This is a genomic window from Pacificimonas aurantium (genome assembly GCF_020092905.1).
Taxonomy (GTDB): Bacteria; Pseudomonadota; Alphaproteobacteria; order Sphingomonadales; family Sphingomonadaceae; genus Pacificimonas; species Pacificimonas aurantium.
In genome coordinates, this window is sequence record NZ_JAGSGB010000002.1 from 223389 (window position 1) to 237488 (window position 14100).

Annotated in this window: 11 protein-coding genes; 5 read left to right on the forward strand and 6 right to left on the reverse strand. The window is 64.3% G+C overall.

What is annotated here, in order from left to right; all coding sequences use genetic code 11:
- Positions 1 to 22 precede the first annotated feature (22 nt).
- The gene (locus tag KCN53_RS07900) at positions 23 to 1516 is read right to left on the reverse strand and encodes a leucyl aminopeptidase (protein ID WP_088712859.1); all 1494 of its coding nucleotides are present in this window, start codon (positions 1514 to 1516) and stop codon (positions 23 to 25) included.
- A gap of 194 nt (positions 1517 to 1710) precedes the next feature.
- Between KCN53_RS07900 and KCN53_RS07905 the strand changes: the two genes are divergently transcribed.
- From KCN53_RS07905 to rsmA, 4 genes are all read left to right on the forward strand, one after another.
- Positions 1711 to 3897, forward strand: a complete 2187-nt coding sequence (locus KCN53_RS07905) for an LPS-assembly protein LptD (RefSeq protein WP_088713474.1) — start codon at positions 1711 to 1713, stop codon at positions 3895 to 3897.
- Between the two features lie 72 nt (positions 3898 to 3969).
- Positions 3970 to 5355 (forward strand): peptidylprolyl isomerase, encoded by a 1386-nt coding sequence (locus tag KCN53_RS07910; RefSeq protein ID WP_224199515.1) that lies wholly within the window; start codon positions 3970 to 3972, stop codon positions 5353 to 5355.
- Between the two features lie 77 nt (positions 5356 to 5432).
- Positions 5433 to 6437 (forward strand): 4-hydroxythreonine-4-phosphate dehydrogenase PdxA, encoded by a 1005-nt coding sequence (gene pdxA, locus KCN53_RS07915; protein WP_088712858.1) that lies wholly within the window; start codon positions 5433 to 5435, stop codon positions 6435 to 6437.
- Positions 6434 to 7261, forward strand: a complete 828-nt coding sequence (rsmA, locus tag KCN53_RS07920) for a 16S rRNA (adenine(1518)-N(6)/adenine(1519)-N(6))-dimethyltransferase RsmA (RefSeq protein WP_088712857.1) — start codon at positions 6434 to 6436, stop codon at positions 7259 to 7261. The genes pdxA and rsmA overlap by 4 nt, the downstream gene beginning before the upstream one ends.
- Here rsmA and KCN53_RS07925 read toward each other — a convergent pair.
- The 5 genes from KCN53_RS07925 to KCN53_RS07945 form a co-directional block, all read right to left on the reverse strand.
- Positions 7258 to 7758, reverse strand: a complete 501-nt coding sequence (locus tag KCN53_RS07925) for a tetratricopeptide repeat protein (RefSeq protein ID WP_172406251.1) — start codon at positions 7756 to 7758, stop codon at positions 7258 to 7260. The two genes, rsmA and KCN53_RS07925, sit on opposite strands and share 4 nt — an antisense overlap.
- Before the next feature lie 25 nt (positions 7759 to 7783).
- Positions 7784 to 8896: an RsmB/NOP family class I SAM-dependent RNA methyltransferase gene (locus KCN53_RS07930; RefSeq protein ID WP_088712856.1), complete on the reverse strand. Its 1113-nt coding sequence runs from the start codon at positions 8894 to 8896 to the stop codon at positions 7784 to 7786.
- Positions 8897 to 8902: 6 nt separating this feature from the next.
- On the reverse strand, positions 8903 to 10378 hold the full coding sequence (guaB, locus tag KCN53_RS07935; protein ID WP_088712855.1) for an IMP dehydrogenase: 1476 nt from the start codon (positions 10376 to 10378) through the stop codon (positions 8903 to 8905).
- 79 nt (positions 10379 to 10457) lie between these two features.
- Positions 10458 to 11507 (reverse strand): M28 family peptidase, encoded by a 1050-nt coding sequence (locus KCN53_RS07940; RefSeq protein WP_088712854.1) that lies wholly within the window; start codon positions 11505 to 11507, stop codon positions 10458 to 10460.
- A gap of 127 nt (positions 11508 to 11634) precedes the next feature.
- The gene (locus KCN53_RS07945; protein ID WP_088712853.1) at positions 11635 to 12885 is read right to left on the reverse strand and encodes a tetratricopeptide repeat protein; all 1251 of its coding nucleotides are present in this window, start codon (positions 12883 to 12885) and stop codon (positions 11635 to 11637) included.
- A 181-nt stretch (positions 12886 to 13066) separates the two neighbouring features.
- On the opposite strand from KCN53_RS07945, the gene KCN53_RS07950 reads away from it, so the two are divergent.
- A complete protein-coding gene (locus tag KCN53_RS07950) occupies positions 13067 to 14098 on the forward strand; it encodes a mechanosensitive ion channel family protein (RefSeq protein WP_207790612.1) in 1032 nt (343 codons plus the stop codon).
- Positions 14099 to 14100: the final 2 nt, after the last annotated feature.

A 14100-nucleotide genomic window follows, 5' to 3' on the forward strand; every position in this document is an offset into this window, starting at 1 on the left:
ACCTGCCCTTCTCGTGCGCCCGTCAGCCTTCGCAGGTCTTGCGTACGAACTCGTCGAGCAAGCGCACCCCGAAGCCGGTAGCGCCCTTGTCGTAGAGAGGTCCCGGCTTCGTGGCCCAGACGGTCCCGGCCACATCGATATGCGCCCACTTCACGCCGTCCTGTACGAAGCGACCGAGAAACTGGGCCGCCGTGATGGAGCCGGCATCGCGGCCGCCGACATTCTTCATATCGGCGATCTGGCTGTCGATCTGCTTGTCGTAGTCATCGCCGATCGGCAGGCGCCATACCTTGTCGCCGGTTTCCCTGCCGGCAGCATCGAGTCCCGACCAGAGGTCGTCGTCATTCGTGAAAACGCCCGCATGATGATGTCCAAGGCCGATGATGATCGCGCCGGTCAGGGTTGCGAGGTCGATGAGACGCTTCGGCTTGTAGGTTTCCTGGGCCCACCACATCGCATCGCACAGGACAAGGCGGCCTTCCGCGTCCGTATTGATCACCTCGATGGTCTGGCCCGACATGGACTTGACCACGTCACCTGGGCGCTGCGCCTTGCCGTCAGGCATATTCTCGACAAGTCCGCACACGCCGACGATACGCACCTTTGCCTTGCGGCTGGCCAGAGCAACCATGGCGCCTGTGACGGCGCCGGCGCCGCCCATGTCCCATTTCATATCCTCCATGCCCGCCCCGGGCTTGATGGAGATGCCGCCTGAATCGAATGTCACGCCCTTGCCGACGAACACCGTCTCCACCTCGGTATCGCCGTTGGTGCCGTCCCATTCCATGACGAGGAGGCGCGCTTCCTTCTCGGACCCGAGAGAGACACCGAGCAGGGCATTCATGCCCTTCTCCTGCATCTGCTCCTCGGTCAGGACGTCGACCTTCAGCCCGTCGATGCCGAGACCCTTCACCCGTTCGACGAAGCTTTCCGGATAGATAATGTTTGCCGGCTCCGAGACCAGTTCCTTGGCGATCGCGACGCCGCGATTGATCGCCTCCAGCTCGGCGAAGATCTTCGCCGCTTCATCGCCGCAGCCAACGACCTGCACATGGTCGAGCGACACCTTCTTCGATTCGGGAAGCTTGGTCTTGTATCCGTCGAAAGCGTAATTCCGCATCTGGATGCCGTTGGCGATCCGCGCGGCGGCTTCCTCCTTGGAGATGCCGAGATCGGCAGCGCCGCCGAGGTCGACCACCGCACGCACGGTGCCGGACCGCGACAGCTGCGCGGCGATCCCCGCGCCTAGCTTTTCGAAGGCATAGGCGGTGCCGCGGCCCTGCGCGCCGGTGCCCATCAGAATAACGCGGCTCGCGTTACTCCCCGCAGGTGCCAGCAATTCGACGCTCTTGCCTTCCTCACCAGAGAAACGCGCGGCCTTGGCCGCCCGCCGCAATGCCCCGTCGCCCGCTTCGTCGATTCGCTGCGCCGCTTCCGAGAGGACGAGGTCCTTGGCGCTAAGCACGACCAGCGCCGCGCCCTCGGCCGGGGCTTCGGACAGAAATTCGATGTTCATGAAACGACGATATCCTTCTTGATCCACATGGTGCGCGCCCGGTTCTAGCGGCGACAGCCGCTGCGGCAAGCGCACCCCGTTCTTGCCGGGAAGGTCGGCGCGACCTACAGACGCCCGACTGGTTTCGGTTCGTGAAGGCGCGCTTCATTCCCCGCAAGGTCGCATTTTTGTCGAGGGCAAGCATCGTTGCGGCGATGGCAGCCCTGCCCGGCGTCGTATCCGCGCAGGAAGGGCCGTCGGGTGACGACTCATATGCCGAGTCTGCGGCACCCAGTTCCGAGCAGACGATCGACTTCGCCGCCGACAGCATCGACTATGACGCCGACGACAGGATCGTTACCGCACGCGGTAATGTGGTAGTGGTCCGAGGACCGTACCGGGTCCGCGCCGACGAGATCACCTATGACCGCAACAGCGGAGAGGTGCTGGCGCGCGGGCGCGTCGAGGGTGTCGATCTGGCCGGCAACCAACTCTACGCCGAAGAGGTCGCGCTGGAGGACGATCTTCGCGATGGCGCCATCGAAGGCTTCCTGCTGATCCTGGGCGATGGCGGACGGCTTGCGGCGACCCGAGGCCGGCGCGAGGACAATGTCTCGACCGTGGAGCAAGGGGTCTATTCGCCGTGCCGGGTCGTCGACGGCAGCGGCTGTCCGCGTGAACCGCTGTGGCAGATCAAGGCGTCGCGGGTCGTTCACGACCCCGAACGCCAACGGATCAGCTATCAGAATCCCCGCTTCGAGTTTCTGGGGATACCCGTCCTGTCGCTTCCTGCCCTGTCGCATGCCGACCGGGTGGACGCGCGCGCGGACGGCATTCTCATTCCCGATTTCCAGATCGACAATGACGTCGGCGTATCGGCGACGCTGCCCTATTTCCTGGCATTGAACGAACAGAGCGACCTGACCCTGCGTCCGACCGTCTATACGGAAGTCGCGCCAAGTCTGGGCGCGGAGTATCGCCGGGCGGCGGCGAATGGCGCATTCCAGCTCGGCGGCATCGCCACCGTCGCAAGCATCGAACGGCGAGTCGACGAGGGCGAGTTCGAGGAAAGCGCCGAGCAGTTCCGCGGCTATATCTACGGCAATGGCCGCTTCCAGCATGACGAGCGCTGGTCCAGCGAGTTCGGACTGCGCCTGACCACCGACGATACGTTCCTGCGCCGGTACGAGATCAGCCGCGATACGACGCTGCGCAATTTCGCGCGCACGGAAATGCTCGATTCCGAAACTTATCTGTCGGCCGAGGCCTGGGCGTTTCAGGGCCTGGCGCAGGACGACGAGCAGGGCCTGATTCCGGTCGCCCTGCCGCTTCTGGATTTCAGCTACCGCCCCGCAGCCCGCGTTGCCGGTGGCCGCGCCGAAATCGAGGCATCCTCCGCGACCGTCACGCGCGCCGACGGAATGGATACGTTCCGGTTGACGAGCGGGGCATCCTGGTGGCGGCAGGAGATCACTTCGCTGGGCCAGGTGGTCACGTTCGAGGGGCTCGTGCGCGGCGATGTCTACCGCACCGACGAACAGGACAAGGCGGTGCTGGAAATCTACTCGGCCGAAAACGGATGGGAGGCCCGCGCGATTCCCGCCGCGGCCATCGACGTCAAATGGCCGCTGGTCGGCCCCGCGCTCGGCGGCACGCAGATGATCACCCCCCGTGTCCAGTTGTCCGCGAGTCCGCGCGGGCTCAATGACGGCATCCCCAATGAGGACAGCCGCGCAGTCGACCTTGAAAGCGTCAACCTGTTCGACATCAGCCGGTTTCCCGGTCACGACCGCTGGGAAGGCGGCATGCGTGTGACTTACGGTGCGGCCTATAGGTTGCAGCGACCCCGTTTTCTGTTCGAAGCGGAGGTGGGGCAGTCGTACAGCCTGGACGACAATCCCTCGATCGCCCCGGCCGGGACGGGCCTGACCGAACAGTTTTCCGACTTCGTCGGGCGCAATGAACTCCGCGTCGGAAGCTGGCTCGACCTCGTGCACCGCTACCGCCTCGACAAGGATGGGTTCCAGCTGCGCCGCAACGAGGTCGACCTGACCGTCGGCAGCGAACGCGACTACCTGGTTGCCGGCTACCTGCAGTTGAACCGCGACATCGGCGTCGAGGATCTGGCGGACCGAGAGGAGGTCCGCCTTGGCGGCCGCTTTGCACTCACACGGTACTGGTCTGCCTTCGGCTCGATCATCGTTGATCTAACGGACGAGGCGGAATCCGCGCTGAGCCTTTCCGACGGCTTCGAGCCGATCCGCCACAGGGTCGGCATCGGCTATGAGGATGAATGTTTCGAATTCGGCATCACCTGGCGCCGCGACTATGTCGAAACCGACGACCTTAAGCGTGGGAACACCCTGTCCTTTTCCGTATCTCTGAAGAATATTGGCGGCTAAGCCTGCGTTCAGGCGGATTGTTGCATTTCGAAGGCGCCCGCCTAGAACGCGCGGCGAGGTTTGCCGTCCTGCTTGAAGCGGCCGATCAATCTGGAGCACGAGACCCTTATGATTTCGACGACGCTACGCTTAGCCGCAAGCGCCGCCATTCTGTCGCTTGCCACCGCCACCATACCGGCCGGCGCGCAAAATATGGACGCGGCCAATCCGATCCTGGAAGAGCTGAACCGCAACCCGGACATCACGATTCTGGCTGAACCGACCGACCCCGCGGTGCGCAAGGCTACCGCGGTCGTCAATGGCGATGTGGTCACCGACACGGATGTAGACCAGCGGCTGAATCTGGTGCTCGCGAGCAACCCGACGCCCGTCGAGGCGGAGGAGCGCCGGCGGCTGCGCATGCAGGTCATGAGCAATCTGATCGACGAGAAGCTGCAGATTCAGGAGAGCAACGAGAACGACGTTTTCATCAGCGACGAGGAACTGGACGGCGCATTCGCCCGCGTTGCCCGGAACTTCGAAATGACGCCGGAGCAGTTCGCCGTTTATCTGCGTGAACGCGATACGTCCGAAATGTCGATCAAGCAGCAGATCCGGGCAGAACTGGCCTGGGGCCGGCTGATCCGCCGGCAGGTCCAGCCGTTCGTCAACGTCGGCGACGATGAAGTCGAGGCCATGATCCGCCGCATGGAAGCGGCGAAGGGAACCGACGAATACCGCATCGCGGAACTGGTTCTCTTCACGACGCCGAACACGGCGCAGCAGGTCCTGCAACGCGCAAACCAGATCGTCGAACAGCTGCGTCAGGGCGCCTCCTTCCCCGCCTATGCCCGGCAATATTCCGAAAGCTCCACGGCCACCGTCGGCGGAGAACTTGGCTGGGTGCAGCTGGAGCAGCTGCCCGAGGAACTGCAGCCCGTGGTCGAACAGTTAAATGAAGGCCAGATTACCCAGCCGATTCAGATTCCGGGTGCCGTGGTCCTGCTCGCGCTCGTAGATAAGCGCCAGATCCTGACGGCGGACGAGGACGATACCGTCCTCAGCCTGAAACAGATGACCGTACCCGTCCCGGACGTGGAGACTCAAGCCGCGCTCGATGCCTTCGTGCAGCGATTGGGCGGTAGCATTTCGTCCATGGGTGGCTGCGGCGGCGTGGAAGGCGTCGCGGCGGAATATGACGCGGAAGTTACGGTCAACGACCAGGTCCGGCTCGGCGATCTGCCGCCTCAGTTGAAGTCGCTCCTTCAGCAAATGCAGGTCGGCCAGTCGACGCCGCCCTTCGGGACCGGCGAAGAGGAACTGCGCTTGTTGACGCTGTGCGGCCGCGAACAGCCGCAGATGGCTCAGGCGCCCAACTTCAACAGCATGTATCAGCAGCTGGAACAGTCGCGCGTCAGTTCACGCGCTCAGCGCTACCTCCGCGACCTGCGGCGCAACGCGATCATCGACTATCGGTGATCGGAGCGCGGTCTTGTCATGACGTGCGCACTGGGCCAAGTCCTGCCTATGTCTGAACCCAGGCCGTTTCGATCGTCATGATCGCGCCGCTCGCCGTAGCCCTTGGCGACCCGGCGGGCGTCGGCGCGGAAGTTACGGCGAAGGCCTATGCCGAGGCCGAAGCGCGCGCCCTGCCCTGCTTCTTCGCCGTCGGCAGCAGGCGTGCCCTGACGACGGCTTGGAAGGGCCCGGTCGTCTCGATCGAGACGCCGAGCGATGCCCCGCGTGTTTTCGACGATGCGCTGCCCCTGATCGAAGTCGAACATGACGAGGAAATCCGCTTTGGCGAGCCCAGTCTGGAGGGTGCGCGCTGCGCCCTCGATTCGCTCGAGTTCGCCACCGGGCTCGTAAAGTCGGGGGCGGCGGGCGCACTCGTCACCGCGCCCATTTCCAAGTCGCAGCTGCATGCCATCGGCTTTGATCATCCCGGCCAGACCGAATTCGTCGCCGAACGCTGCGGCGTCGCCACAAGCAATATCGCCATGATGTTGGCCGGCCCCGAGCTGCGCTGTGTGCCGGTAACGATGCACGTCGGCATCGCGCGGGTGCCAGAACTGCTTACGGCTGACCTCGTCGCTGCGCGCATTCGCGCTACCGCAAGGGGACTGGTGCGCAATTTCGGGATCACGCATCCGCGCATCGCGGTCTCCGGCCTCAATCCCCATGCCGGAGAGAACCAGTTGATGGGTGATGAGGAAGTCCGCATCATCGCTCCCGCGCTGGAACAGCTGACGGGCGAGCCCTATGATATCAGCGGACCCTGGCCGGCCGACACGCTGTTCCACCCCCGGGCCCGGGCCAAGTATGACGCCGTGGTCTGCATGTATCACGACCAGGCCTTGATCCCGGTGAAGACACTGCATTTCGACGAAGGCGTGAACCTTACCCTGGGACTTCCCATCGTGCGAACCAGCCCGGATCACGGCACCGCTTTCGACATAGCGGGTACCGGCGCGGCGCGGCCCGATGCCATGGCCGCCGCCATCGCGCTGGCCGACCACTGCGCCCAGCAGCGCAAGCTGTACGACCGGGATGCGGAGTGAGCCTGCATCTGGGGCTTCCGCCCCTCCGCGAAACCATTGCCGCTCATGGACTGTCTGCGAAAAAATCGCTTGGGCAGAATTTCCTGCTCGATCCAAATCTGCTGCAGAAGATCGCCCGTATTCCCGGCGCCATCGACGGGCAGCTTGCTTATGAAGTCGGGCCCGGCCCGGGGGGACTGACCCGCGCGTTGCTCGCAGAGGGTGCCGCGGTCGTGGCGGTGGAGCGGGACGACCGCTGCCTTCCCGCACTCGAAGAGCTGGCCGACGCGGCCCCGGAGGGCCGGCTCACCCTGATTGCAGGCGATGCCCTCGAGGTTCGCGAGGCAGAGGTCGCAAGCGGGGCCCATGTCGTCGCGAACCTGCCCTACAATATCGGCACTTTGCTGCTGACCCGCTGGCTGGAGGCGGACTGGCAGCCATGGTGGTCGAGCCTGACTCTGATGTTCCAGAAGGAAGTGGCGCAGCGCATCGTCGCCGAGCCAGGCACCTCGGCCTATGGCCGCCTTTCGGTCCTTGCGCAGTGGCGGACCCTGCCCCGGATCGCGCTACGACTGCCGGCCGCCGCGTTCGTGCCGCCGCCGAAAGTCGACTCGGCTGTGGTTCATATCGTGCCCGGGGCCATGCCCGAGGGCGTTAACCCGGCTACCCTCTCGCGCCTGACGGCCGCCGCTTTCGGCCAAAGACGCAAGATGCTGCGGGCAAGCCTCAAAGGCCTGTCCGGAGCGCTCGATGCGGTTGCCGCATGCGGGATCAAGCCGGAGCGGAGACCGGAAACGCTCGAGGTTGCCGAATTCGTCGCGGTCGCCCGCGAAATCGACCGCTAGTTGGTCGCCGGACGCTCGTCCGGCGCAGCTTCGGCCATTTCTGCAGGAGGCCCGGATTCGATCTTTCGCGCAAGACGGGACGCCGCATCGCACTCGCCCTCGCAAATCTCGCGAATGCGGGCGAGATTCTCCTCGGCGCGCTCGATCGCTCCACGTTCAACGAGGGCATCGCCCTGTTCCTCGAGTGCAGTCAGGTTGGTTGGGTCGATGGTCAGGCCTTCACGGTAGAATTTCACCGCCCTGCCCGGAAGTCCGAGCGACTTGTGCGCGCGTGCGAGGCCCAGATAGGCGTTCACATTCTTCGGATCGACGGCAAGCGCGGTCTCGAACTGCAGGATCGCCTCCTCCGGCTGGTTCGCACCAAGAAGGTCTTCACCCTGCGAAGCAAAGCTTACCGAACGAGGGGCGATTTCGGGTTCGGTCGGCGCACAGAAGGCAACGCTGGACAGGCCCCCGAGGATGACGGCAGCGCCGCCCGCCAGGATCAGTTTATTCATATCGAAAACTCCCATGGGACCGTCCTTAGCAAGCCTTTTCGAAACGGGCGATGAAGAACCCGTCACATCCATCTGTACGCGGGTGAAGGGTCTTTTTCTCCGCCAGCAGAAAGCCGTTTTCCGAGAAGCGGCGAAGCTGCGCCTCGCCCTCCTCCGGCAAGAGCGAACAGACCGCATAAACCAAGGCGCCTCCGGGGCGTACGAGGCTCGCAGCAACCGCAAGAAGGCGTTCCTGCAGACTTACCAGCCGAGACAGCCGATCGGGTGTCAGGCGCCACCGCGCTTCCGGATTGCGCCGCCAGGTCCCCGTCCCCGAACAGGGCGCGTCGACGAGTACGAGGTCCGCGCGTCCCGTCAGGTCGGCCAGCGCGCCTGTTTCCTCGCCTGGATCGAGAAGCCGCGTCTCGATGATGGACGCTCCCGCCCGTTCCGCTCTGGGGACGACATTCCCCAGTCGGCGCCGGTCGCTATCGCTGGCAATCAGAAGCCCTTCGTTGCGCATGTCGGCGGCAAGTGCGAGCGTCTTCCCGCCCGCCCCTGCGCACAGGTCGATCACGGTCATACCCGGCCGCGCCGCCGCCATCTGCGTGATCCGCTGGCTCCCGGAATCCTGGATTTCGACCAGCCCACCGCGATATTCGGCCCTCTGAGCGATGTCCTCGGGCGCTCCCGTCAGGCCGTAGGGAAGGTCGTGGATCGGCGTCCCCAGGCCCATCAATTCTTCGCGGCACGCCTTCAGGGCATTGACGCGTAGGTCGATGGGCGCGCGGGACAATAGGGACGGGTCGGCCGCATCACCAAGTCGTTCGACGATCCACGCAGGCGCGAGTCCGGGAGCCGCCGGTTCGTCCTCTGGCGAGAGCGTGGCAGGCGCGACGCCGACGCCGGTAAAATGATCGGTGAGATCGGGGCGAGCGCCGAGGATGGCGGCGCGCCCGCTTGCCGGCCTTTCACCGAGCACGCGAATGCAGTCATAGACGATCTCGCGAACCGCGCGGCGGTCTTTCGAGCCCGCGTAGCGGCGCGCCCTGAAATAGTCGGCGATAATGACGTCGGCGGAGGGGCCCTGGTCGCGGGCGGCCTCTATGACGAGATCGAGAATCTCGATCGCTGCTTGGGTTCGTCCCTCAGGCCTCATACGGGGTCAGCGAGACGGATAGTTCGGCGCCTCACGGGTGATGCTGACATCGTGAACATGGCTTTCCTGCAGCCCGGCACCCGTAATCTGGACGAACGTCGCCCGCTTCTGGAGGTTTGGAATGGTGCGCGACCCGGTGTAGCCCATTGCCGCCTTGAGGCCGCCCGCGAGCTGGTGAAGGACATCGGCTGCGCGGCCCTTGTAGGGAACCTGTCCCTCAATCCCCTCAGGGACCAGCTTCATATGGTCCTTGATGTCCTGCTGGAAATAGCGATCGGCGGACCCGCGCGCCATCGCGCCGACGGAGCCCATGCCGCGATACGCCTTGTAGCTGCGCCCCTGGTAAAGGAATGTCTCGCCCGGCGCCTCCTCCGTCCCCGCCAGAAGCGACCCGATCATCGCCGCCTGGGCGCCCGCTGCAATGGCCTTCGCCATGTCACCGGACGTCCGGATGCCGCCATCGGCAATCACCGGAACACCCGACTTCGCCGCCTGGGCCGCCGCATCGGCAACGGCAGTAAACTGGGGAACCCCGACACCTGCCACGACGCGTGTGGTGCAGATGGACCCCGGGCCGATACCGACCTTGATACAATCGGCCCCGGCGTCGATCAGCGACTGTGCCGCGTCGGCAGTGGCGACGTTGCCGGCAATGATCTGAACGGTGTTCGACAGCTTCTTGATACGCGAGACCGCTTCGCCGACGCGGCTGGAATGGCCATGCGCGGTATCGACCACGATCACGTCGCATTCCGCATCGATCAGGGCCTCGGTTCGTTCGAAGCCGGCATCTCCGACGGTCGTCGCCGCCGCCACGCGCAGGCGCCCGCCGGCATCCTTCGTAGCGTTCGGGTAGGTGACCGCCTTTTCGATATCCTTGACCGTGATCAGGCCGAGAAGCTCATAGTCGTCATTCACGACCAGAAGCTTCTCGATGCGGCGCTGATGCAGCAGTCGGCGCGCCTCTTCCCGGCCGACGCCGGGCGGCACGACCGCCAGATCGTCCCTGGTCATCAGTTCGCTGACGGGCTGGTCCATATTTTCGGCGAACCGCACATCGCGATTGGTTAGAATACCGATCAGCTTGCCCGGCCGCTCCGAACCCCCGCGCTCGGTAACGGGAATGCCGCCGATCTTGTAACGGCGCATGAGTTCGAGAGCATCGCCGAGAGTCTGGTCCGCGCGCATGGTCAACGGGTTCACGACCATGCCCGATTCGAAGCGCTTTACCTGGCGAACCATGGCCGCCTGCTCTTCGACCGTCATATTCCGGTGCAGCACGCCCATGCCGCCGATTTGCGCAAGGACGATCGCCATGTCGGCCTCGGTAACCGTGTCCATCGCCGCCGAAAGAATCGGGACGGTAAGCTGAATTTCCTTGGTCAACTGGGACGTCAGGTCGACTTCGGACGGCATGACTTCCGACGCCTGTGGAACCAGCAGCACATCGTCAAATGTTAGCGCGGTACGGATATCGGACATGGCGAACGCGAAGCTCCTCAGCGGATTCGGGGAGCGCCGCCTTATATGACCGCCCTGCCGGTCTCGCTAGGGGCTAAGCCTATTTCGACATGTCCCGCCCATATGGCGCCTTCTCCGTCCATGCGGGGCGAGGCGCTGACGGCCCAAGTGCGCGGATCAGGTCCGCCAGCAAGGCGCCGTCGGCTTGGGCGCCGGAATAGTCTATCGTGCCGTCTGCCTCGTCCTTCGGCTGGTGGTAGCGATTGCGGCCGTAGTCTCCCTTCAGGAACGTATCCTCTCCGGGCGACAGGACGCCGGTGACGATCAGGGCGGGAATACCGGCTTCGGCGAAAGCAAAATGATCGGAGCGGCGGTAGAAGCCGGCCGCCTCTGCGGGGGTGTCCACCGTTCTTCCCTGGCGGGCCGCGCTCTCGACAACCAGAGCGTCAAGGTTGGTCAGGCCCTCCCCCAGCACGGCGACGGCCGGCGCCCGGCCTCGCGCAGCAACCGTATCGAGCCCGAAGGCAGCGACGATCTGCGGCAGGGGCACCGGCGGGCTCTTTCCGAAATGACGCGCTCCGGTCAGGCCGCTTTCCTCCGCCCCCGTCGCCAGGAAGATCAACGAGCGAGGCGCGGGATCCTTTGCGAAGTAACGGGCCAGTTCGATCAGGAGCGCGACGCCCGATGCATTGTCGACGGCGCCGTTGCAGATGCGGTCTTCCCGCGCCTTCGGAGCGCAGAGTCCCTGCCCGTCATGGTGCGCGAGGATTACGATATATTCGTCCGGCAACTCCCGGCCCGGGACCAGGCCGGCCACATTGGCGGTCCTAACCGGTCCGTCCCCGGTTTCCGACTTGAACGCCTGCTGCCAGCCCGTCTCGTAGAGTTCGGTTAGTCCAGCATGCGAGAACTCGTCTGCGATATAGGCTCTGGCCGCTTCGTCGCCGGGAGTTCCCGGTTCCCGACCCCCGAGTCCATCGTGACTGAGATAGGCGACGTGCCGCGAGAGGCGATCGGCGGGCAGGTCCACCGGCACGCCCAAAACATGTCCGGAAGCTGCGCGCGGTGCAGGATCACGAGCGGCAGACTCGGCGCTGCAAGCGGTCGCCAGCATGAGCGCAGCCGCGCCCAGAAAGACTATCGAATTCATGGATCTACCCCCCTCCGCACGCTAGTCGCCTAGCCGCCGCGTTCGGTCAAGCGTCTGGCACAGCCGCATGAAAAAGGCCGAGCCCCCCAAAGGGCCCGGCCTTTCTCCGAAACATCTGCCGGTGGGCTTAGCCGTCCAAGCTATCCACATAGGCAAGCCAGAAGTCGGCAAGCGTCGTGGCATCCGTACCATCAGCCGCGTTGAAGGCTTCGCGCGCGGCCGCATAATCGCCCATACGGGTCAGCGCGATGCCGAGGCGGAGGTTGGTGTCCTTCACATCGACGCCGCCCTTGTCGAGGGCAAGACGATAGAGGCGCACGGCCTCCTCATTGTTGCCCGCGCCCAGATAGGCCGTCGCGGTACTCGCCGCGTCAACGCCGTCGGCGGCGCTCTCCGCATCGGCAGCGAGCGAGTCGATCTCGCTGCGTTCGTCGCCAATCTTACTCTCGATCAGTGTCTTGAGCTCGCTGACGTAGGGCCGCGATGTATCCAGCGCGCCCGCTTCGATGCCCTCGTTGAGAGCATTCTCGGCTTCCACAAAGTAGAAGCGGCGCTGCGCCGTATCGGCATATTCGTAAAAGTCGCCTTCTTCCGAAAGCGCGTCCACATCGTCGAGCAGACGGAAGACATCGAGATTCTGGTCGTCACTGCGCGTATCCGTGGCATCGCGGAATGCGAGCAGAACGTGACGCCACGTCTCGCCCGACGGATAGGCCTGCAGGTAAGCCGTACCCGGTTTGACCAAGTCATAGCCTTCCACGACGGCCTTATTGAACCGGTTGCGATACCAGCCTTCCTCAGCAGTGCTTCCGTCGGCTTCCGCCAACTCGATAGCCCGCGAATAGGCGTCATAGGCCTCGCGATGATTCTCGAGCCGGGAATTCAAAACGCCGACATTATACTGGGCGGTGGCATTGTTCGGCTGCGCCTCGATCAGGCGCTGAAAATAGCCCAGCGCCGCCGCCGTATCGTCATTGTTGATGGCCTGGCCGCCGAGGCGGTTCAGGAACTGAGCCTCCTGCTCGGCCGTCAAGGCCGGACTGCCGGAGTCGAGCATGCCGATCAGCGCCTCATCGACAAGCGCGTCATTTTCGGTCTGGATCGCCGCGTTCAGCTTCAGCTGGTTGGCGACATAGACTTCGTCGGGCGCATCCGTGGACGCCTCGAATTCGCGAATGCGCGCAAGTGCGCCCGGAAAGTCACCGGCATTGTAGAGCTCGTTGACTTCGCCGAGGGCGCGCCGACCGTCACGGGACAGGTCGAGCTCATAGGCCTGCTCTGCCTCCTGCGCTGCCGCGGGCTGAAGCGCGACCGGCGCGACGGCGCCAAGGCCGAAGACTAGAGCGGCTCCTAGGGCAATATGCGAAATGGATTTCATGATCGTTCGGGCTCCCAGTTCGGATTGTCATTTGTTCTCTGCGGGCGCCGGATTGTTTCCGTGCATCGTCCCCGTCAAGTGTTACGCGACCTTAATGCGCGGCGGCTGAACCCTGCTTTAACCTTTTCAATAACGGTTTGGCGCCGCAAAGGATGCACCGGACGCAAGGGAGCATGGCAGCGTGCAGGACAGTAGCGGGGCACTCACCGATGCGGCGGTGGAGCGGGCGGTGTTGCAGCCTGCCGAACTCGTCAACGACAAGCTTGTTGCGATTTCGCGCGATTTCTTCACGTCCCTTCCCAACATTATAGCTGGCCTGGTTTTTCTTCTGATTGCCTGGCTTCTGGGAAAGCTCGTCAGGCGCTTCATAGCCTTCATCGCGACCCGCCGGGGTCGACCGGATCTAGGCAATGTTGCCGGGTCGCTGACCCAGGGCGCGTTCATGATCGCCGCCATTCTCGTCGCCGCCGCGATCATCTTCCCCAGCGTGCAGCCCGCGGACGTGCTCGCCACGCTCGGGATCGGCTCGATCGCGATTGGCTTCGCGTTCAAGGATGTGCTCCAGAACCTGCTTGCCGGCCTGCTGATCCTCGTCCGAAGGCCCTATACCGTGGGCGATCAGATCGTGGTCGACGGCTATGAGGGGACGGTCGAACATATCGAAAGCCGGGCGACGATGATCCGGACCTATGACAATCGCCGCGTCGTCATTCCCAACGCCGATGTCTACACGAAGGCGGTCATCGTGCTGACTGCCTATGCCAGCCGGCGGGACCAATATGACGTCGGGATCGGTTATGGCGACGATCCGATGCTGGCCGCGGAGGTTTTCCGCCAGGCCATTCGCGACGTGCCGGGGGTCCAGCACGACCCCCTTCCCGAATGCTTCCCATGGGAACTGGCGGAAAGCACGGTCAATCTGCGGGCGCGCTGGTGGGTCTCCTCGACGCGAACCGACGTGGTTCATACCCGCGCTCGGGTGCTAGCGGCGATCTATCGGGCGGCCAAGGACAACTCTATCGACCTGCCCTTCCCAACCCAGGTCATGCTGTTCCACGACCAGACCGAAGATGTCGACGGCGACCGCACGGCGCAACGCGAGGGGTGGCCGGCGGGAGAGAGCCCGCCGAACCCCGCAGGTCGCCGCCGCGGGATCATGCTGGAAGAGGCGACCGTCGAACGCGAAAGCGGCAAAGGAAGCCTGGCGGGCTAACC